This is a genomic window from Geodermatophilus sp. SYSU D01186 (genome assembly GCF_054050215.1).
In genome coordinates, this window is record NZ_JBJGYW010000002.1 from 40,209 (window position 1) to 59,843 (window position 19,635).

The 19,635-nt window shown below is 75.6% G+C and carries 20 protein-coding genes; 8 read left to right on the forward strand and 12 right to left on the reverse strand.

Annotated elements, in window-relative coordinates:
- Positions 1 to 22 precede the first annotated feature (22 nt).
- The 8 genes from ACI784_RS01615 to ACI784_RS01650 all read right to left on the reverse strand — a co-directional run bounded on the left by ACI784_RS01615 (position 23) and on the right by ACI784_RS01650 (position 8,753).
- Positions 23 to 694, reverse strand: coding sequence for a prepilin peptidase (locus ACI784_RS01615; protein WP_457012344.1), 672 nt, complete (start codon positions 692 to 694; stop codon positions 23 to 25).
- 5 nt (positions 695 to 699) lie between these two features.
- Complete coding sequence (locus ACI784_RS01620; RefSeq protein WP_457012345.1) at positions 700 to 1,530, reverse strand: shikimate dehydrogenase; 831 nt, start codon at positions 1,528 to 1,530, stop codon at positions 700 to 702.
- On the reverse strand, positions 1,523 to 3,088 hold the full coding sequence (gene mltG, locus ACI784_RS01625; RefSeq protein ID WP_457012346.1) for an endolytic transglycosylase MltG: 1,566 nt from the start codon (positions 3,086 to 3,088) through the stop codon (positions 1,523 to 1,525). Before mltG ends, ACI784_RS01620 begins: the two co-directional genes overlap by 8 nt.
- An 83-nt stretch (positions 3,089 to 3,171) precedes the next feature.
- Entirely contained in the window at positions 3,172 to 3,831 is a 660-nt protein-coding gene (gene ruvX / locus ACI784_RS01630) for a Holliday junction resolvase RuvX (RefSeq protein ID WP_456924953.1), read from the reverse strand.
- A 5-nt stretch (positions 3,832 to 3,836) separates the two neighbouring features.
- On the reverse strand, positions 3,837 to 6,524 hold the full coding sequence (alaS, locus tag ACI784_RS01635) for an alanine--tRNA ligase (protein ID WP_457012347.1): 2,688 nt from the start codon (positions 6,522 to 6,524) through the stop codon (positions 3,837 to 3,839).
- Positions 6,525 to 6,584: 60 nt separating this feature from the next.
- Positions 6,585 to 6,872: a hypothetical protein gene (locus tag ACI784_RS01640; RefSeq protein ID WP_456924955.1), complete on the reverse strand. Its 288-nt coding sequence runs from the start codon at positions 6,870 to 6,872 to the stop codon at positions 6,585 to 6,587.
- The gene (locus ACI784_RS01645) at positions 6,872 to 7,297 is read right to left on the reverse strand and encodes a DUF948 domain-containing protein (RefSeq protein ID WP_456924956.1); all 426 of its coding nucleotides are present in this window, start codon (positions 7,295 to 7,297) and stop codon (positions 6,872 to 6,874) included. The genes ACI784_RS01640 and ACI784_RS01645 overlap by 1 nt, the downstream gene beginning before the upstream one ends.
- Positions 7,298 to 7,418: 121 nt before the next feature.
- Complete coding sequence (locus ACI784_RS01650) at positions 7,419 to 8,753, reverse strand: replication-associated recombination protein A (RefSeq protein WP_457012348.1); 1,335 nt, start codon at positions 8,751 to 8,753, stop codon at positions 7,419 to 7,421.
- Between the two features lie 118 nt (positions 8,754 to 8,871).
- Here ACI784_RS01650 and ACI784_RS01655 point away from each other — a divergent pair, with 118 nt between their 5' ends.
- Positions 8,872 to 9,729, forward strand: coding sequence for an aldo/keto reductase (locus tag ACI784_RS01655; protein ID WP_456924958.1), 858 nt, complete (start codon positions 8,872 to 8,874; stop codon positions 9,727 to 9,729).
- 330 nt (positions 9,730 to 10,059) lie between these two features.
- Here ACI784_RS01655 and ACI784_RS01660 read toward each other — a convergent pair whose 3' ends face one another.
- Positions 10,060 to 11,520, reverse strand: coding sequence for an NAD-dependent succinate-semialdehyde dehydrogenase (locus tag ACI784_RS01660; RefSeq protein WP_457012349.1), 1,461 nt, complete (start codon positions 11,518 to 11,520; stop codon positions 10,060 to 10,062).
- A 174-nt stretch (positions 11,521 to 11,694) separates the two neighbouring features.
- Between ACI784_RS01660 and ACI784_RS01665 the strand changes: the two genes are divergently transcribed.
- Both ACI784_RS01665 and ACI784_RS01670 read left to right on the forward strand, forming a co-directional pair.
- Positions 11,695 to 12,441, forward strand: a complete 747-nt coding sequence (locus ACI784_RS01665) for an SOS response-associated peptidase (RefSeq protein ID WP_456922304.1) — start codon at positions 11,695 to 11,697, stop codon at positions 12,439 to 12,441.
- A gap of 1 nt (position 12,442) precedes the next feature.
- Positions 12,443 to 13,984: a fused MFS/spermidine synthase gene (locus ACI784_RS01670; protein WP_457012350.1), complete on the forward strand. Its 1,542-nt coding sequence runs from the start codon at positions 12,443 to 12,445 to the stop codon at positions 13,982 to 13,984.
- 6 nt (positions 13,985 to 13,990) lie between these two features.
- Here the strand turns inward: ACI784_RS01670 and ybaK are convergent, their stop codons facing one another.
- On the reverse strand, positions 13,991 to 14,464 hold the full coding sequence (ybaK, locus tag ACI784_RS01675; RefSeq protein WP_456922302.1) for a Cys-tRNA(Pro) deacylase: 474 nt from the start codon (positions 14,462 to 14,464) through the stop codon (positions 13,991 to 13,993).
- A 226-nt stretch (positions 14,465 to 14,690) separates the two neighbouring features.
- Here ybaK and ACI784_RS01680 point away from each other — a divergent pair, with 226 nt between their 5' ends.
- Positions 14,691 to 15,374: a sigma-70 family RNA polymerase sigma factor gene (locus ACI784_RS01680; protein ID WP_456922301.1), complete on the forward strand. Its 684-nt coding sequence runs from the start codon at positions 14,691 to 14,693 to the stop codon at positions 15,372 to 15,374.
- The gene (gene rsrA / locus ACI784_RS01685; protein WP_456922300.1) at positions 15,371 to 15,703 is read left to right on the forward strand and encodes a mycothiol system anti-sigma-R factor; all 333 of its coding nucleotides are present in this window, start codon (positions 15,371 to 15,373) and stop codon (positions 15,701 to 15,703) included. Before ACI784_RS01680 ends, rsrA begins: the two co-directional genes overlap by 4 nt.
- A 175-nt stretch (positions 15,704 to 15,878) precedes the next feature.
- Here rsrA and ACI784_RS01690 read toward each other — a convergent pair whose 3' ends face one another.
- A complete protein-coding gene (locus tag ACI784_RS01690) occupies positions 15,879 to 15,953 on the reverse strand; it encodes a 50S ribosomal protein bL37 (RefSeq protein ID WP_014377707.1) in 75 nt (24 codons plus the stop codon).
- Between the two features lie 217 nt (positions 15,954 to 16,170).
- Between ACI784_RS01690 and ACI784_RS01695 the strand changes: the two genes are divergently transcribed.
- Together ACI784_RS01695 and ACI784_RS01700 are read left to right on the forward strand one after the other, a co-directional pair.
- Positions 16,171 to 17,214, forward strand: coding sequence for a biotin carboxylase N-terminal domain-containing protein (locus tag ACI784_RS01695; protein WP_456922299.1), 1,044 nt, complete (start codon positions 16,171 to 16,173; stop codon positions 17,212 to 17,214).
- Positions 17,215 to 17,265: 51 nt separating this feature from the next.
- Positions 17,266 to 17,484: a biotin/lipoyl-binding carrier protein gene (locus ACI784_RS01700; RefSeq protein WP_456922298.1), complete on the forward strand. Its 219-nt coding sequence runs from the start codon at positions 17,266 to 17,268 to the stop codon at positions 17,482 to 17,484.
- Between the two features lie 4 nt (positions 17,485 to 17,488).
- Here ACI784_RS01700 and ACI784_RS01705 read toward each other — a convergent pair whose 3' ends face one another.
- A complete protein-coding gene (locus ACI784_RS01705; protein ID WP_456922297.1) occupies positions 17,489 to 17,995 on the reverse strand; it encodes a GNAT family N-acetyltransferase in 507 nt (168 codons plus the stop codon).
- 92 nt (positions 17,996 to 18,087) lie between these two features.
- Between ACI784_RS01705 and ACI784_RS01710 the strand changes: the two genes are divergently transcribed.
- Positions 18,088 to 19,572, forward strand: coding sequence for a sensor histidine kinase (locus ACI784_RS01710; RefSeq protein WP_457012351.1), 1,485 nt, complete (start codon positions 18,088 to 18,090; stop codon positions 19,570 to 19,572).
- Positions 19,573 to 19,635 lie beyond the last annotated feature (63 nt).

A 19,635-nucleotide genomic window follows, 5' to 3' on the forward strand; every position in this document is an offset into this window, starting at 1 on the left:
CCAGCCTCCGGTCCCGGGCCCGTCACGCCACCGGGAGTGGGCCCTCCAGAGCCAGCGCGAGCACCGCACCCACGAGCAACGGCGGGCCGAACGGCAGGGCGGTGCGCCACCCGGCCCGGCCGGTGGCCAGCAGGACGAGGGAGAGGACCGCCCCGGTGAGCAGCCCGAGGAACACACCGGCCAGCAGCGCACCCCAGCCCACCCAGCCGAGCACCAGCCCGAGCAGGCCCAGCAGCTTCACGTCGCCGTAGCCGAGCCCCTGCGGGGAGACCAGGGCGCCCAGCGCCGCCAGCCCGAACGCCGCCCCGGCGGCGAGCACCGCCCGCAGCAGCTCCGGCCAGGTCCCCAGCACCGCGGCGTCCACGAGGAGTGCCCCGGCGACGGCGACCCCGGCCGGGAAGGTGACCCGGTCGGGCAGCCGGTGCACGGCGAGGTCGACCGCGGCCAGCACCACCCCGGCCGCCGCGGCCCACCCGAACGCCACGGTGGCCGGGCGCAGCCCGCCGAGGGCCAGTGCGCCGGACAGCGCGACCGCGAGCACGGCGGTGGTCGTGAGCGCCCGCGCCGCGGACGCCGGGGCCGGATGGTCGCGCCGGGCCAGCCGGACCGACACGCGGGCCAGCCACGGCCCCAGCAGGACGGCGGCCACGGCCGCGACACCGGCGACCGCGGCCGGCGGGAGCGGTGCCGGCACCGGCGTCAGCGGGCGTGCAGGGCCGCGCGCATGGCCTCGATCGGCGCCGGCTGCCCGGTCATCAGCTCGACCTGCACGGTGGCCTGCCAGAACAGGACGTCCAGGCCGCCGACGACGGTGCCCCCGGCGTCGGTGACCGCGGTGGCCAGCGGCGTCGGCCACGGGTCGTAGAGCACGTCGAGGACGGTCTGGTCGGCCTGCCACGGCAGCGCGGCCACGTCCGGCTGCCCGCCCACCGGGACGGTGCTGACCACCGTGGTCGCGTCCACCACCGCCTCCCGCAGCGACACCACCGTCGTCGGCACGGCGAGGGCGTCCAGCACCCGCAGCAGGTCCGCGGCACGGGAGGGGTCGCGGACGACGACGTCCACGTGCCGGGCGCCGAGAGAGGACAGCGCGACCGCGGCGGCCGCGGCCGTGCCGCCCGCGCCGAGGATCGCCGCCCGGTCCACCTCGTCGACCCCGGCCAGCTGCAGGGCCATCCCGATGCCGGTGACGTCGGTGTTCTCCGCGCGCCACCCCTGGTCGGTGCGGACGAGCGTATTGGCCGCGTGCAGCAGCCGCGGCAGCGGCTCGACGACGTCGGCGACCTCGACCGCGGCCTGCTTGCACGGCATGGTCACCGAGAAGCCGCGCCACTCCTCACCGAGGCCGGCCAGCAGCACCGGGAGGTCCTCGGCGCCGACGTCCAGGGCGTCGTAGGTCCAGTCGGTCAGGCCCAGCGCGGCGTAGGCCGCCCGGTGCAGCAGCGGGGACAACGAGTGCCCCACCGGACGGCCGAGCACGGCCGCCCGCCGCAGACCGACCGCCGTGCCCGCGTCGGGCCCGTCAGCCACCGCAGCCGAGGCCGGCCGCGGCGCACCGCTCCCGGGCGGCCATGAACTCCGAGTAGTCGGCGGTGAAGAAGTGCCGTCCGTCGTCGGACTCCAGCACGTAGTACAGGAGGTCGCCGGTGGTCGGCGCCAGCGCCGCCTCGAGGCTGGCCTCGCCGGGCGAGCTGATCGCCGTGGCCGGCAGCCCGGCCCGCGTGCGCGTGTTGTACGGGCTGTCGGTCTGCAGGTCGGTGACGGTGAGGTCGTTGCCGTTCTTGCCCAGGCCGTAGGCCAGCGTGGCGTCGATGCCGAGCGGGATGCCCTGGCCGAGGCGGTTGTAGACCACCTGGGCCACGTCGGGCCGCTCCTGGTCGAGCCGGGTCTCCGACTGCACCATGGAGGCCACCGTGACGACGTCGTACACCGACCGGCCGGCCGCGGCGGCCCGCTGCTCCAGCTGGATCGCGGTGGCGGTCTCGGTGAAGCGGGAGACCATGGCCCGGAGCATGGTGACCGGGGTGTCGTCGGGCTGGAAGTCGTAGGTGGCCGGGAAGAGGAAGCCCTCGAGCTGGCCGTTGGCGTAGGCCGGCAGGCCGAGCGCGGCGGGGTCGGCGGCCGCGGCCTGGAGCTCCTCGACCGGCTTCTGGGTGCCCTCGGAGAGCCGCTGCAGGATCTGCTGCACGGTGAAGCCCTCGGGGATGGTGACCCGGGCGAACAGCCGGGTGGCCGGGTCGAGCAGCAGGTCCAGGGCGGCCTGGCCGCTCATCTGCTGGCGCATCGCGTACACGCCGGGCTGGATCCCGGTGGCGGCCGGCTCCAGTTCGGCGGCGTCGACGAACGGCCCGACGGAGGCGATGACGCCCGCGGACTCGAGCGTGCGGCCGATGTCGCTGAGGGTGTCGCCGACGGCGATGCGGATCTGCACCTCGCCGCTGCCCTGGCCGACGAAGTCCTCGCTGGGCGGGTTCACCAGGTTGATCAGCGCCTTGCCGCCGAGGACGATCCCGCCGACCAGGCCGGCAAGCACCACCAGGGAGAGGACGACGGCCACCGGGCTGCGCCGGCGACGCCTGCGCCTGGACGGTTCGTCACCGCCGTCGGCACGGCGCCGGGAACCGCGCGGCTCCTCACCGGAGGCGCCGAGCACCTCCAGGCCGCCGGTGGCTTCGCTGTCGTCGGGGTCGTCGTCCCAGGCGAACGCGTCGGCGTCGCGGTCGACGTCGGGTCGCTCACCGGGGACGCCGGGCTGGCTGCCCACGGGCTGGGCCACGGTCTGGGCGTCGTCGGGGTGGACGTCGGTGCGCCGCTGGAGGCGGGACCAGGTGCCGGCGGGCCGCGGCGGGAGGCCGGGCAGCGGCGCCGACGGGTGCGTGCCGCCGTGGGAGCCGCCGGCGGGCGGGGTGGGGAGGCCGCCGGCCTCGGCGCGGGGCAGCAGCGGCCCGGTGCTGCGGCCGTCGTCGGCGCGGCGTCCGCGGGCGCCCGCGTAGGGGGCGGCGCCGGCGGACCCGAGCCGGGCGTCGACGCGGTACGGGTCCGGCGCGGACGTGCCGGCCGGGTGCTGGTCGGTCGCCTGACGGGGCATGGAGGCCATCCACGCGGTGGCCGGGACCCCGCTGGGGTGGTCCGCCGAGTGCCGACCCCGCCGCGCGGACGGGGTCGGATCGCTCACGGGCGCTCCCGCTGGGCGTCCAGATAGGCCTGGAGGATGACCACGGCGGCGGCCTGGTCGATCACCGGGCGCTGCTGCCGGCTGTCGAGGCCGTTCGCCCGGAGGGAACTGGCTGCAGTCACGGTGGAGAGCCTTTCGTCGACGAGGTGCACGGGCACGGGCCCGATGCGCCCGGCGAGTGCCCGAGAGTAGGCGCGCGCCTCCTTCGCCGAGGCGCCCGACGCACCCGAGAGGTGTCTCGGCTCCCCCACGATCACCTCTGTCACCTCGTGTTCCGCCACGAGGGCCGCGATGTGGTCCAGGTCGGACTCGTCGCGGGCCCGCCGCACCGTCTCCAGGGGGCTGGCCAGCGTGCCGGTGGGGTCCGACAGCGCCACGCCGACCCGCACCGAGCCGACGTCGATGCCCAGCCGGCGGCCCTGCTTCGGGCGCCGCGGCGGGATCGGCAGCCCACCGGGCAGGCCGCCGGAGAGGTCGATCTGGCTGGTCTCGTGCCGCACCGGCGGGAACCCGGCGGACAGGTCGATCGCCTCGGTGCGGTGCTGGACCGGCGGGGGCGGGGCGGCGGGGCGCTGCCGGGTGGGCGGCGGCACCGCCGGGCGGCTCACCCGGCGCTCGCCCACCGGACCGGTCTCGTCGGGGCGCTGCTCAGGCACCTCGGTCACCTCCCTGCGGCGGTCGCGACCGCCTGTTCGCCGGCCTGGAGGGCCGCGGGGATGCCGGCGGGCTCGGTCCCGCCCCCCTGGGCCACGTCTGTCTTGCCGCCGCCCCGGCCACCGACCGGGGCCGCCGCCGCGCGCAGCACGTCGTTCGCCGACAGCCCGCGCTCCTGTGCGGCCGGGTTGAGGGCCGCCACGAGAGCCACCTTGCCCCCCGACTCCGACGCGAGCAACACCACGGCCGGCCTGTCGCCGGGCAGCCGGCCACGGACGTCGAGGGCCAGCGTGCGCAGGTCCCCGCCGCCCAGGCCCGCCGGCGAGCCGGTGACCACCGCGATCCCGCCGACGTCCCGCGCACCGGCGGCCAGCTCCCCGGCCGCGGCGAGGGTCTGCTGGGCGCGCAGCTCGGCGAGCTCCTTGTCGACGTCGCGCAGCCGGGCCAGCATGCCGCTGACCCGCTCGGTCAGGCCGTCGGTGGGGGTCTTGAGCAGGTCGGCGAGCTGGCGGACGAGGTCCCGCTCGCGGGCCAGGTAGCGGAAGCCCTCCAGGCCCACGACCGCCTCCACGCGCCGGGAGCCGGAGCCGACCGACGACTCACCGGTCAGGGCGAGCGTGCCGATCTGGGCGCTGCCCTGCACGTGCGTGCCACCGCACAGCTCCCGTGACCACGGACCGCCGATCTCCACCACGCGGACCTGTTCGCCGTAGGTCTCCCCGAACAGGGCCAGGGCGCCGATGGCGCGGGCCTCGGGCAGCGTCATGAAGTTCGCGCTCACCTTGTGGTCGGCGCGCACCGCGGCGTTGGCGACGTCCTCGATGTCGTGCCGCTGCTGCGCGGTGAGCGCGCCCTGCCAGGCGAAGTCCAGTCGCAGGTAGCCGGGCCGGTTGTACGAGCCGGACTGCAGCGCCTGCGGGCCGAGCACCTGGCGCAGCGCGGCGTGCACCACGTGCGTGCCCGAGTGCGCCTGGCAGGCCGACAGCCGCCACTCGCGGTCCACCTCGGCCACGATCTCGGCGCCCTCGCGCAGCTGGCCCTCCAGCACCCGCACCTGGTGGGCGACCAGGCCCTTGACCGGGCGCTGCACGTCGAGCACCTCGGCGCGGCCGCCGTCCCAGGTCAGGGTGCCCGCGTCGGCGACCTGGCCGCCGGACTCGGCGTAGAACGGCGTGCGGTCGAGGACGACGCGGGTGATCTCGCCCGGCCCGGCCGGGGCGCTCTCCCCCGCCTCGTCGTCGGCGAGCTCGGAGACCACCCCGAGCACGCGGGAGTCGGTCCGCAGGGTGTCGTAGGCCCGCCAGTCGGTGGGGCCATGGTCGGCGAGCAGCCGGCGGTAGGCCAGGACGTCGACCGAGCCGGTCTTCTTGGCGCGGGCGTCGGCGCGGGCGCGGTCCCGCTGCTGCTGCATGAGCGCGCGGAAGCCGTCCTCGTCGACGGTCACGCCCTGCTCGGCGGCCATCTCGAGGGTGACGTCGATGGGGAACCCGTAGGTGTCGTGCAGGGAGAAGGCCTGCTCACCCGAGAGCGTGGCGGCCCCGGCCCGCTTGGCGCCGGCCACGGCGGTGTCGAACAGCGTGGTGCCGGCGGTGAGGGTGCGCCGGAACGCCTCCTCCTCGGCGTAGGCGACGCTGGAGATGCGGGCGAAGTCGGTCTCCAGCTCCGGGTAGCTGGCCTTCATCGCGTCCCGGGAGACCGGCAGCAGCTCGGGCAGGGTGGCCTCGTCGACGCCGAGCAGCTTCATCGAGCGGACGGCGCGGCGCAGCAGGCGGCGCAGGATGTACCCGCGGCCCTCGTTGCCGGGCGTGACGCCGTCGCCGATGAGCATCAGGCCGCTGCGCACGTGGTCGGCGACCACGCGCAGCCGGACGTCGTCCTCGTGCGCGCGCCCGTAGTCGACCCCGGCGAGGTCGGCGGCGCGGCGCAGCACCGGGGAGACCTCGTCGATCTCGTACAGGTTGTTCACGCCCTGGAGCAGGTAGGCCACCCGCTCCAGGCCCATGCCGGTGTCGATGTTCTTGCGCGGCAGGTCGCCGACGATCCGGAACTCCGCCTTGCTCCGGACGTCGGCGAGCTCGTACTGCATGAACACGAGGTTCCAGATCTCGAGGAACCTGTCCTCGTCGACGACCGGACCGCCGTCCTGGCCGTGCTCCGGCCCGCGGTCGTAGTAGATCTCGCTGCACGGACCGCCGGGACCCGGCTGGCCGGTGTGCCAGTAGTTGTCCTTGTAGCCGCGGCGCTGGATCCGCTCCTCGGGCAGGCCCGCGATGCGCCGCCACGCGTCGGCGGCCTCGTCGTCGTCGTGGAAGACGGTGACCCAGATCCGTTCCGGGTCGAAGCCGAGCCCACCGGCGTCCACCGACCCGGTGACCAGCTCCCAGGCGTGCTGGATGGCCCCTTCCTTGAAGTAGTCGCCGAAGGAGAAGTTGCCGTTCATCTGGAAGAACGTGCCGTGGCGGGTGGTCTTGCCCACCTCCTCGATGTCGAGGGTGCGCACGCACTTCTGCACGCTGGTGGCCCGCGGGTAGGGCGCGGGCTCCCGGCCGGTCAGGTACGGGATGAACGGCACCATGCCGGCCACCGTGAACAGCAGCGACGGGTCGGGCGAGACCAGCGAGGCGCTGGGCACGACGGTGTGGCCGCGGGAGGCGAAGTGCTCCAGGAAGCGGCGGCGGATCTCGGCGGTCTGCATGGTCCTACTCGTGGGTCTGGAGGCGGGCGGAGCGGCGTCCTCCCGCGGGTGGTGAGGGGGTCAGCGGTCGGTCGGGCGGACGGCGTGCCGGCCGGGCAGCTGCACCTGCTCCCCGGTGGGGAGCGGGGCGTCCAGACCGGTGCCGGTGCGCAGCTCCTGCTCCCGCTCGGCGGCGGCGGCGCGCACGTCGGCCCCGAACTCGCCGATCGCGTCGGCGAGGTCGCGCAGCCCCTCCACGAGCGCGCCGGCGATGCCCTGCGGGGTCATCTTCTCGGCGGCCCGGGACAGCTTGCGGACGACGAGCGCACCGATGGTGATGCCCATGGCCAGCCAGAACAACCGGCGCATCAGGCGGCCCGCCGGGCGGCGCGGCGGGCGCGGCGCTCGTCCTTGTCGCGGCGGGCGGCGTCGGCCAGGGCCTGCCCCTCCCGCTTCTTCTTGGCGGCGCTGCGGACGCCGTAGCTGAAGGCGGCGACCTTGATCAGCGGGCTGCCCAGGGTGGCGGCGACCACGCTGCTCAGCGCCGCCACGTTGCTGGAGACGTTCGCGGCGTTGCCGGTGATGTCGTCGACCCGCTCGAGGTTGCTGTTGACGTGCGCGACCGTGGTCGAGGCCTGGCTCAGGATCGGCCCGCTCTGCTCCCGCGTCTGGCGGATGGTCAGCGTCGCCTCGTCCAGCGTGCGACCCAGCTTGAGGATCGGGACGGCGAGCAGCACCACCAGCAGCACCAGGGCCAGCGCTGCGATCAATCCGGCCCACTCTCCTGCGGACACGCGGGATCTCCTGTTCCTCGTCGGCTCCTGCCCCCACCCGCCGGTACGCACCGGTGGGCGTCGGCCCGGCGTGGTCACAGTAGTCGCGGGCGCCGACGCCCGTCCGTCCCCCGCCGGGACCTCAGCGGCCGCGACGGACGATCGCCCGCAGCTTGGCCAGCCGCGCCGCGATCGGGCCCTCGGCGCCACGGTTGGTCGGGCGGTAGTAGTCGCGGCCGACCAGCGCGTCGGGGGGGTACTGCTGCGGGACGATCCCGTCGGGCGCGTCGTGCGGGTAGCGGTAGGTCGAGCCGTGCCCCAGCTTCTTGGCCCCGGCGTAGTGGGCGTCGCGCAGCCCGGGCGGCACCGGCCCGGCCAGCCCCGCCCGCACGTCGGCCGTGGACTCGCCGATCGCGACGGTCAGGGCGTTGGACTTCGGCGCGGTGGCCAGGTGTGCGACGGCCTGCGCGAGCGGGAAGTGCCCCTCGGGCATGCCGATGAAGGCCACCGCGTCGGCGGCGGCGACCGCGGTGAGCAGCGCCGTGGGGTCGGCCATGCCGATGTCCTCGCTGGCGGAGATGACCAGCCGGCGGGCGATGAAGCGGGGGTCCTCCCCCGCCTCGACCATGCGCGCCAGGTAGTGCATCGCGGCGTCGACGTCGCTGCCGCGGATCGACTTGATCAGCGCGCTGGCGACGTCGTAGTGCTGGTCACCCTGCCGGTCGTAGCGGACCGCGGCCTGCGCGACCGCCGTCTCCAGCGTCTGCAGGTCGATCTCGGCCGCGCCCGCCGCCACCGCGGCGCCGGCGCCGGACTCCAGCGCGGTGAGCGCCTTGCGCCCGTCCCCGCCGGCGATGCGGACCAGGTGCTCCTCGGCCTCCTGGCTCAGCGTGACGGCGCCGTCCAGCCCGCGGTCGCTGGTCAGCGCCCGGCGCAGCAGCGTGCGGACGTCGTCGTCGGACAGCGGCTGCAGGGCGAGGACCAGGGAGCGGGACAGCAGCGGGCTCACCACGGAGAAGAACGGGTTCTCCGTGGTGGCGGCGATGAGGCTGACGATCCGGTCCTCGACGGCCGACAGCAGGCTGTCCTGCTGGGTCTTGGAGAAGCGGTGCACCTCGTCGATGAACAGCACGGTGCGCCGTCCGGCGTAGGTGAGCTCCCGCTTGGCGCCGGCGATGACGGCGCGGACCTCCTTGACCCCGGCGTCCAGCGCCGACAGCTGCACGAACTGCCGCTTGGTGGCCAGCGAGATGACGTGCGCCAGGGTGGTCTTGCCGGTGCCGGGCGGGCCGTAGAGGACCAGCGACATCGGCTCGTCGGCCTCGACCAGCCGGCGCAGCGGCGAGCGCGGGCCCAGCAGGTGCTGCTGGCCGACGACCTCGTCCAACGAGCGCGGCCGCATCCGGACCGCCAGCGGGGCACCCGGGTCGACCGCCGCCGCACCCTCGACCTCGGGCTCGTCGAACAGCGAACTCACGGCGTCCTCGGTTCGCTCCCGCGGGCCGCTCCGCTCCTCGGTCGCCGGCGCTCCCTCTCGGGCTTCCGCCCCTGTCCGCTCACGCTTGCGAACGCTACCCGCGGGGCACGACACCCCCGTGCAGCAACGACGCATCGGGGACACCACCGTCGGCGCCATCGGGCTCGGGGCGATGCCCCTGTCCACCAAGGAGGGCCGGCCCTCACCGGAGGACGCGGAGGCGGTGGTGCACGCCGCGCTCGACGCCGGGGTGACCCTCATCGACACCGCCGACGCCTACGCCCGCGACGAGGCGGAGTTCGGCCACAACGAGTCGCTGGTCGCCGCGGCGCTGGCCTCCTACGGGCCTGGCGCCGGGGACGTCCTCGTGGCCACCAAGGGCGGCCACACCCGCCGTGGCACCGACTGGGAGCTCGACGGGACGCCGGGGTACCTGCGCAAGGCCTGCGAGGGGTCGCTGCGGCGGCTGGGGGTGGACGCGATCGGGCTGTACCAGTTCCACCGTCCCGATCCCGCGACGCCGTGGGAGGAGACGATGGGGGCGCTGCGGTCGCTGGCCGACGACGGCCTGGTGCGGATGGTGGGCATCTCCAACGCCGACATCGCGCAGATCGACGTCGCCCGCTCGATCATCGGGCCGGCGCTGGTGAGCGTGCAGAACCAGTTCTCCCCCGGCTGGCGCCACTCCGCCGACGAGCTGGCGCACTGCGCGGCCCACGGGCTGGCCTTCCTGCCGTGGAGTCCCTTCGGCGGGGTGTCGGCGGCCGGCTCGCTCGACGCCACCGCGCCGGCGTTCGCCGAGGTCGCCGAGGAGCTGGGCGTCTCGGTGTACCGGGTGACCGTGGCGTGGCACCTCGCGCAGTCCGAGGCGGTCATCCCGATCCCGGGCGCGTCGCGGCCGGCGTCGATCGTCGACTCCGCGGCGGCCGCCGACCTCCGGCTGACCGCCGACCAGCTGGCCCGCCTGGACGCCTGACCCCGCTGTTACCGCTGCGCCCGACCGACCGCCCTCCTTCCTCCGCCCGCCCGCCCTCCCTCCGACCGCCCTCCTTCCTCCGACCGCTCTCGGCTGCCCGCCCGCTCTCCTCCCTCCCGCTCCGGGGGGGGGGGGGGGGGGGTGTGGGGGGGGGGGCGGCGCGCCCGCCCCCCCCCGCCCCCCCCCACCGCCCCCCCCCCCCCCACCCCCCGCCCCCCCCCCCCCCCCCCCCGCCCCCCCCCCCCCCCCGCCCCCCCCCCCCCCGCCCGCCCCCCCCCCCCCCCCCCCCCCCCCCCCCCCCCCCCCCCCCCCCCCCCCCCCCACCACGGGTCAGCCGGCGGCCGCGGCGTCGGCCGGCTTGGCCTTCTTCGCCCCGGCGGTGCGGACCAGCCGGCGGTTGGCGAACTCGAACATGCCCAGCTCGGAGAGCTCCCGGCCGTAGCCGGAGCGCTTCACGCCGCCGAAGGGCAGCTCCGCCGAGGTGCCCGACGGCGAGTTGATCCAGACCATGCCCGACTCGACCTGGTCGGCGACCTTGCGGGCGCGCTCGACGTCGCTGCTGAACACCGTCGCCGACAGCCCGTAGGGGGTGTCGTTGGCCAGCCGCACGGCCTCCTCCTCGGAGGAGACGCGGTAGACCACGCCGACCGGCCCGAACAGCTCCTCGCGGTAGGCCCGCATCTCGGGGGTGACGTCGGCCAGCAGGGTGGCGTTGACGTAGGCGCCCTCGCGGTCGGGCCGGTCCCCGCCGGCGAGCACGGTCGCGCCCTTGTCGATGGCGTCGCGCACCTGGGCGGTGAGGTCGGCCGCGGCCCGCTCGGACGACAGCGGGCCCAGCCGGGTGCCGGGGTCGCTCGGGTCGCCGGGCTGCAGGCCCTTGAAGACGTCGGCGAGGCCGGAGACGAACTCGTCGTAGACGTCGTCCATGACGATGAACCGCTTGGCGGCGATGCACGCCTGTCCGGCGTTCATGGTCCGCGACATCGCCGCGGCCTTCACCGTCTGCCCCACCTCGGGGGCGTCGAGGACGATGAACGGGTCGCTGCCGCCCAGCTCCAGCACCGACTTCTTCAGGTGCTTGCCGGCCAGCGAGGCCACGGCGCTCCCGGCCCGGTCGCTGCCGGTCAGCGTCACGCCCGCCACGTGCGGGTGCGCGATGACCCGCTCGACGTCGGAGATGCGCAGGAACAGGTTGGTGTAGACCCCGTCGGGGACGCCGGCGTCGTGGAACAGCTGCTCCAGGGCGAGGGCGGTCTGCGGGTTGTTCTCCGCGTGCTTGAGCAGGATCGCGTTGCCCAGGACCAGGTTCGGCGCGGCGACGCGGGCGACCTGGTACAGCGGGAAGTTCCACGGCTCGATGGCCAGCAGGACGCCGGTCGGCTCGTTGATGACCACCGCCTCGCCGTCCATCACGTCGATCGGGCGGGGCTCGAGGAAGCGCGGGCCGTTCTTCGCGTAGTAGTCGAAGATGCTCGCCACCAGCATCCCCTCGCCGGCCGCCTCGCGGATCGGCTTGCCCATCTCGGTGGTGATGAGGGCGGCCAGCTGGTCGCGGCGCTCGAGCACGAGCTCGCCGATGCGCGCGACGACGCCGGCGCGCTCCTCCACGGGACGGCGCCGCCACTCGAGGAAAGCGGCGTGCGCCCGCTCGACGACGCCGTCGACCTCGGCGCTGTCGAGGAAGGGGAACTCCTTCTCCGTCTTCCCGGTGGCCGGGTTGATCGTCGCGTACGGCCGGTCGCCCGCGTCGCTGGCGGTCTTGCCTGCTGGGGAGGTCTGGGTGGTGGTCACTGCTCGGTGTCCTCCGTCGCGTCTCGGTTGTGTCGCACCCCAGGTCTACCCCTGACCCCTGCGGGCACGCGCAGGGGCCCGCGCCCGAGTGACGACCGATCTAGGCTCGCGACCGTCGGGTCGCCGGCCGTCGTCCCGGCGGACCCGCGCCCGCCCGGGGAGGGAGTACGCACCGTGTGTGGCCGCTACGCCGCCAGCCGCCGTCCCGAGGACCTCGTCCTCGAGTTCGAGGCGGTCCGCGCCGACGGGCAGCCGGCGCTGCCGGCCGACTACAACGTCGCCCCGACCAAGGACGTCTACGTGGTCCGGCACAAGAAGGAGCGCGACGCCGAGGGCCGGCCCACCGGGGAGGGGCACCGGGAGCTGCGCGCCGTCCGCTGGGGGCTGGTGCCCTCGTGGGCCAAGGACGCCTCGATCGGCAACCGCATGCTCAACGCCCGGGTGGAGTCGCTGACGGAGAAGCCGGCGTTCCGCACCGCGGCCCGCTCGCGGCGCTGCCTGGTGCCGGCCGACGGCTGGTACGAGTGGGCCAAGCGGCTGGACTCGCCGGGCAAGCAGCCGTACTTCATCACCCCGGGGGACGGCTCCGGGCTGGCCCTCGCCGGGCTGTGGGAGGTGTGGGGCCGGGGCGAGGACCGCCTCTACACCTGCACCGTGGTCACCGCGCCGGCGGTCGGCGCGCTCACCGAGATCCACGAGCGGATGCCGCTGGTGCTGCCCCGCGACCGCTGGGCCGAGTGGCTGGACCCCGCCCGCGAGGACGTCGAGGCGCTCACGCAGCCCACGCCGCCGGACGTCGTCGAGCGGCTGGAGCTGCGACCGGTGGGCACCGCGGTCAACAGCGTCAAGAACAACGGCGCGGAGCTCACCGCGCGCGTCGAGTCGGTCGCCCCGCCGGCCGACCAGCCCGCGCTGTTCTGAGGTGGCCGGTACCGAGGAGGCGGTGGAGCGCACCGCGGGCAGCACCGCGCTGCCCGCCTGGGTCGCCGCCGCCGTCACGTTCCTGAGCTCGGGTGCGGTGCTGGTGCTGGAGATCGCCGGCCTCCGCCTGATCGCCCCCTACGTCGGCATCACGCTGCAGACCAACACCGCGGTCATCGGCTTCGCCCTCGCCGCGATCGCGCTGGGCGCCTGGTCCGGCGGCGCGGCGGCCGACCGCACCGACCCGCGTCGGCTCATCGCACCGCTCATGGTCGCCGGGGGCGCGCTGGTGGTCGCCGTGCTGCCGCTGGTGCGCTTCGCCGGGTCGTGGCTCACCGGCGCCGACGCTGGCAGCGTGCTGCTGCTCGCGGCGGTCGCCGTCGTCGTCCCCGCGGCGCTGCTGTCGGCGGTGCCGCCGATGGTGGTCAAGCTGCAGCTGGCCAGCCTGGCCGAGACCGGCGCGGTGGTCGGCCGGCTCTCGGGCATCGGCACTCTCGGCGGGATCGCGGCCACCTTCGTCACCGGCTTCCTGCTGATCGCCGTCTTCCCGACCAGCGGCATCCTCGTGGGCACCGGCGTCGTGACCGTGCTGGCCGGGGGAGCGGTGGGGCTGCTGCTGCGCCGGCGGTCCGGCGGCGGCGCCGGGCGGGTGCCGGCCGGGCTGTTCGTCCTCGCGCTGGGCGGCTCGCTGCTGGCCGCGGTCGCCCCGACCCCGTGCGAGGCGGAGACCGCCTACCACTGCGCCCGCGTGGTGGCCGACCCCCAGCGGGACGGCGGCCGGGTGCTCGTGCTGGACACGCTGCGGCACTCCTACGTCGACCTCGACGACCCCACCCACCTGGAGTTCGAGTACGTCCGCGCCATCGCCGCGGTCACCGACGTCGTCGCGCCCGAGGGGCAGCCGCTGTCGGCGCTGCACCTGGGCGGCGGTGGGCTCACCGTGCCGCGCTACCTGGCCGAGGTCCGGCCGGGCACGACCAGCCTGGTGCTGGAGGTCGACCCGGGCGTCGTCGAGATGGACCGGGAGCAGCTCGGGCTGACCGAGTCCGACGGCCTGCGGGTCCGGGTGGCCGACGCCCGGGTGGGCCTGGCCGAGGAGCCGGCGGGGGAGCGCGACCTCGTCGTGGGCGACGCCTTCGGCGGCCTCTCGGTGCCCTGGCAGCTGACCACCGTCGAGGCCCTCGACCTGGTCGACCGGACGCTCGCCGACGACGGCGTCTACGTCGCCAACCTCATCGACAACCCGCCGATGGGCTTCGTGCGCGCGGAGCTGGCCACCCTGCGCGCGGTCTTCGGCTCCGTGCTGCTGCTGGCCCGGGAGCCGGTGCTCGAAGGGGAGGACGGCGGCAACGTCGTCGCGGTCGCCTCGCGGGAGCCGCTGCCGGCCGACGCGATCGCCGGTGCGCTGCGCGAACGGGGCCTCACCTGGCAGGTGGCGCAGGGCGAGCGGCTGGCCGGCTTCGTCGGGGACGCCGACGTGCTCACCGACGACCACGCCCCGGTCGACCAGCTGCTCACCCCGTACGCGACCCCCGGGACCTAGCCGGCCTCAGCGGCCGATCGGAGCCGTGCGGGCGCGGGTGAGCCGCACCAGGTCGCCCGGCGCCAGCTCCACCTGCAGCCCCCGCCGGCCGGCGCTGACCAGCACCGTGTCGAAGCCGAGCGCGGAGTCGTCGACCACCGTCGGCAGGGCCTTGCGCTGGCCCAGCGGACTGATCCCGCCCAGCACGTACCCCGTCGTCCGCTCGGCGTCCGTGGGGTCGGCCATCGCTGCCTTGCGGCCGCCGGCCGCGGCGGCCAGGGCCTTGAGGTCGAGGCTGCCGCTGACGGGGACGACGGCGACGGTCAGCGCGCCGTCGACGCGGGCCACCAGCGTCTTGAACACCTGGCGCGGATCGGCGCCCAGCGCGGCGACGGCGGCCTCGCCGTGCCCCTGGTCGGCGGGGTGCTCCGGGTCGTAGGGGTGCAGGGTGTGCGTCACGCGGGCCTTCTCGAGGGCCCGCACCGCCGGGGTCGCCGCCACGGCGCGGCAGCCTATCCGCGGGCCGTCGCGACGGACGACGGAGATCCGGGTCGCAGGGGGAATGGCGACGCGCCACGGCGGAGTTGCAGTGCCCGTGAGCAGCACCCTGTCCTCCAGCGCCCGGCAGCGGGTCGCGCACCGGCGGCCCCCAGGCCGCCCGGACGCCGCGCGGCTAGGATCGTCCGAGGCGGTGTCCCGCGTCCGGGGGCCGCAGAGAGGACGGTCGGTGCCTGAGGAGTCCGCGGACCTGAACCCCGAGACGGCCCCGGTGGAGGTGCCCGAGGCACGCGCCGGTGGCAGCCGCACCGAGCTGGCCGAGACGCGAGCCGAGCGCGACGCCCGCTTCGAGCGCGACGCGCTGCCCTACCTCGACCAGCTCTACCCGGCGGCCCTGCGGATGACCCGCAACCCCGCCGACGCCGAGGACCTGGTCCAGGAGACGTTCGTCAAGGCCTACTCCGCGTTCCACCAGTTCGCCGAGGGCACGAACCTCAAGGCCTGGCTGTACCGGATCCTGACCAACACCTACATCAACAGCTACCGCAAGAAGCAGCGTCAGCCGCAGCAGTACCCCACCGACCAGGTGCAGGACTGGCAGCTGTACGCCGCCGAGGAGCACAGCTCCAGCGGCCTGCGGTCGGCCGAGATCGAGGCGCTGGACCACCTGCCGGACTCCGACATCAAGGAGGCCCTCCAGCAGCTGCCGGAGGACTTCCGCCTGGCGGTCTACCTCGCCGACGTCGAGGGCTTCGCCTACAAGGAGATCGCCGAGATCATGGGCACCCCCATCGGCACGGTGATGTCCCGCCTGCACCGCGGTCGCCGGGGGCTGCAGAAGCTGCTGGCCGACTACGCACGGGAGCGCGGCTTCGTCCGCGCCGGCGCCGGGGAGGGGGCGACGCAGTCGTGAGCGAGGACCGTGGCGAGCCCATCGAGATCAACTCCTGCGACGACGTCCTGTCCCACGTCTTCGAGTTCCTCGACCACGAGACCGACGACGCCCGGCGCGACGTGATCGCCGAGCACCTCGAGGACTGCTCGCCCTGCCTGCGCCAGTTCGGCATCGAGCAGGAGTTCAAAGCGCTGGTCCGCCGCCGGTGCGGTGGGGACGCCCCGCCGCCCGGGCTGCGCGACCGGATCAAGTTCCAGCTGACCACGGTCGCCTTCGAGGAGGACGGCACGCAGGTCAGCGTCGAGAAGCTGACGGTGGAGCACACGCAGGAGCGCCCCACCGCCTGACGACGACAGCAGCGCCCCACCGCCCGAGGCGGTGGGGCGCTGCTGTCGTCTGCGCAGGGTGGCCTGTCGTCAGGCGGTGCTCCCGGCCTGTGCTCAGGCGTTCCACCCTTGCGTGACTCCGCGCCCTGGTCGCGCCTCACTCGCTGGCGCTCGTTCGATGCTCCCAGGGCTGTCGTCACGCGTTGGGCCGCTTGCCGTGGTTGGCCTTGTTCCCCTTGCGGGAGCGCCGCTTGCGTCCACGCTTGGACATCGCTGCCCTCCTCTCCTCATCGCCGGTACGGGCCCGTGCCGGGCCCTCGGTGCCGCCGGGCACCCGGGGACCCGCGCGTGGGCGGTACCGGGGGACCGGTCAAGCTGACGCCTCCCAGCCTCTCACGCCCGCGCGCGGCGCCTCCCCTGTGGCGGGGGAACGGGGCGGCGGGTCAGGCTGTGAGTGGCACATCGCACCACTGGGGAGGGCCGGCACGGTGGCACAGGTCGGGATCGAGAGCGTGCTCGTGGCGGGCCGGGGGCCGGCGGCGTGCGCGGTGGTGGCGGCCTGCTCCCGGCTGGAGGTCAAGGCGGTCGCCGTCCACTCCGAGGCCGACCGCTCCGCCCGGCACGTCCGGCTGGCCGACGACGCGGTCCTGCTGGGGCCGGCGCCGGCCGCGGAGTCCTACCTGGCCGTCGACCGCATCGTGGAGGCCGCGCGCCGCAGCGGGGTGTCCGCGGTGCTCCCGGTGCCGCCGGCCCTCGCTGGCAACGCCCGGCTGGCCGGTGCGGTCGTCGCCGCCGGCCTCACCTGGGTCGGTCCCTCCGCCGCGGTGCTGGAGCGGCTGGGCGGCGACGGCGTGGAGCCGGCCAGCGAGCGCGGGTTCCTCGCCTGGGTCACCGACTCCGGCCTGCACCACACGACCGCGGTCTCCCGCGACCGCGCGGCCGGCATCGCCCGGGTCTCCTGGACGCCGGACGAGCCGGTCGAGTTGCCGGCGGCCGCCAAGCGGCTGGCCGAGGTGGGCTGGCGCGGGCTGGTGACGGTCGGCATCGACCCCGACGGCGAGCTGGCGGAGGTGGCCGCGGGCTTCTCCCTCGACATGGCCGTCCTGGAACGCGCGCACGGGGTGGACGCCGTCGAGCTCGCCCTGCGCAGCGCCGTCGGTGGCCGCGCCGCGGCGGACCCCGGCCCGGGGCGGGCGCCGCGCAAGGCCGTCGCCGTCCAGCTGCGCTCGACGCTGCCCCCGGGGCAGGCGGGCCGGGTGACCGGCCGGCTGCCCGACTCCGGCCGGCGCCGGGGCGGGGCGGACGGGGTCGAGGTCGTGGCCGTGAGCGGCTACGACCCCGGCGACCGGCTCGACGGCTGGTACGACGCCCTGCTGGCCACGGTGAGCGCCAGCGGGCCCGACACCGCCACCGCGGCGCGGGCCGCCAGCGACGTCCTCACCGGTCTGCCGGAGACGGGGGTACCGCACGACGGCCCGGAGATCTGCCCGGTCCTCGACCGGCTGGCCGACGGCTCCACGCCGGGAGGCTGACCGCCCCGGCCTGCGTGCTTGGATGGGCGCAGGTCAGCGAGGGAGGTGCCGGTGGCGGTCGAGGAGATCCACGCCGAGATGGTGTCGAGCGTCTGGAAGGTGCTCGTGCAGCCGGGCAGCGAGGTGGCCGCGGGCGACACCCTGGTGATCCTCGAGTCGATGAAGATGGAGATCCCGGTCCTGACCGAGCGGGCCGGCACGGTGCGCGAGCTGCACGTCGTCGAGGGCGAGGTGCTCCAGGAGGGCGACCTCATCGCCACCGTGGGCTGAGGCGCTACAACTCGAGCGCGCAGACCATCAGGTCGACCCCGGGCGCCGGTGACCAGTCCCGGGCCGGGAGCCGGGTGAAGCCCAGCCGCGCGTAGAGCCGGTGGGCCGCGGTCATCCGCGGGTCCGTGGAGAGCACCATCCGCCGCTTCCCGGCCGCGCGCGCCCGCTGCAGGCAGGTGGTGACCAGCAGGGCGCCGACGCCCTGTCCCTGGGCCGCCGGGTCCACGACCAGCATCCGGAACGCGGCCTCCTCGTCGGACTCGGTGATCTCGCCGAAGTCGCCGTCGAGCACCAGCGCCACGCTGCCCACGACCTCGCCCCCGGCGTCCCGGGCCACCAGCAGCTGTGCGCGGGAGGCGCGACCGGCGACGTCGGCCAGCACGCGGCCGTACTCCGGTGAGGCCAGCCCTCCGCCGACGTAGACGTCGACGGTCAGCTGCGCGATGCGCGCGAAGTCACCGGGGACGGCGTCCTCGACGGTCACGGCGGGGGCGTCGGTGCGGGAGACCACGCCCCGAGCCTAGGGGCGGCCCTCCTGCAGGGGCCCGACGCGAGCTCGCGAGCGTTCGGGGGGCAGGAGGGTCCTTCTAGGCTCGGCTCACGATGAGCAGCCTCTCCGAACGCCTCACCCGGGGCGCCGCCTCCGCCCCCGCCCAGGTCGACCACGCCCGCCGGCTGGTCGCCGACTGGCAGCTGCTGGCCGACCTCTCCTTCGCCGACCTCACGCTCTGGGTGCCGCTGCCGACCGGCGCGTGGTGGTGCGTGGCGCAGGTGCGGCCGCTGACCGCTCCCACCAGCCAGCCGGAGGACCTCGTCGGCTCGGAGCTGCAGGGCCCTCCCGCGGAGCCGTTCGAGGTCGCCCACCGGGAGGGGCGCCCGGTCACCGAGGGCGAGCCGGACTGGTCGGGGGTGGCCCCGCGGCGCCGTGAGGTGATCCCGGTCCGGCACGACGGCGTCGTGGTCGCCGTCCTCGCGCGGGACACCAACCTGGCGGTGACCCGGGCGCCGTCCACGCTGGAGCTGACCTATCTCGACATCGCCGCGGACCTGTGCCTCATGGTCTCCGCGGGCACCTTCCCGCCCGAGAAGCTGCTGGACGCCGAGCTGAGCCCGCGGGTGGGTGACGGCCTGGTGCGCCTCGACGCCACCGGCTCCGCGGTCTACGCCAGCCCCAACGCGCTGTCGGCGTACCGCCGCATGGGCGTCACCGGGGACGTCGTCGGGTCGGACCTGGCCCGGCTCACCCGCGACGCGGCCGCTGACCGGGTGGCGGGGGAGACGGTGGTGGCGGGCATCCGTGCCGCCGTCGCCGGGCGGTTCCCCGACCCGATGGACGTCGAGGGGCAGGCCGCCACGATGCTGGTGCGGGCGCTGCCGCTGCAGGCCCCGGGCGGTGAGGAGGGCGCGCTGGTGCTCGTGCGCGACGTCACCGACGTCCGGCGCCGGGACCGCGCGCTGCTCACCAAGGACGCCACCATCCGCGAGATCCACCACCGCGTGAAGAACAACCTGCAGACGGTGGCCGCGCTGCTGCGGCTGCAGGCGCGGCGGATGACGGTGCCCGCGGCCCGGGAGGCGTTGGAGGAGTCGGTGCGCCGGGTGTCGTCCATCGCCGTGGTGCACGAGACGCTGGCCGGCAGCCGGGAGGACGTCGTCGACGTCGACGACGTCCTCGACCAGGTGCTGCCGATGCTGGGCGACCTGACCTCGGTCGGCCCCGCGGCCCGCACCCGCCGCGTGGGCCAGTTCGGCGAGCTGCCGGCGGTGGCGGCGACCCCGCTGGTGCTGGCGGTGACCGAGCTGCTGCACAACGCCGCCGAGCACGCGTTCCCGGAAGGCCGGCCCGGCACCATCGAGCTGGTGGCCGAGCGCGACGGGGAGGACCTGGTCGTGCGGGTGCGCGACGACGGGCGCGGCCTGCCCGACGACTTCGACGTCGCCGCCAGCGACGGGCTGGGGCTGCAGATCGTGCGCACGCTCGTCACCACCGAGCTGGGCGGGTGCCTGCGCATGGGCGGGTGGCCCACCGGGAGCCCGGGCACCGAGGTCGTGCTGACGCTGCCCGGAGCCGGCCGGCTCCGGCGCTGAACGGCCGCGAGGCCGGACCGGGGGATCCGGACCGGCCTCGCGACGGTTCAGTACTGCGGCGGC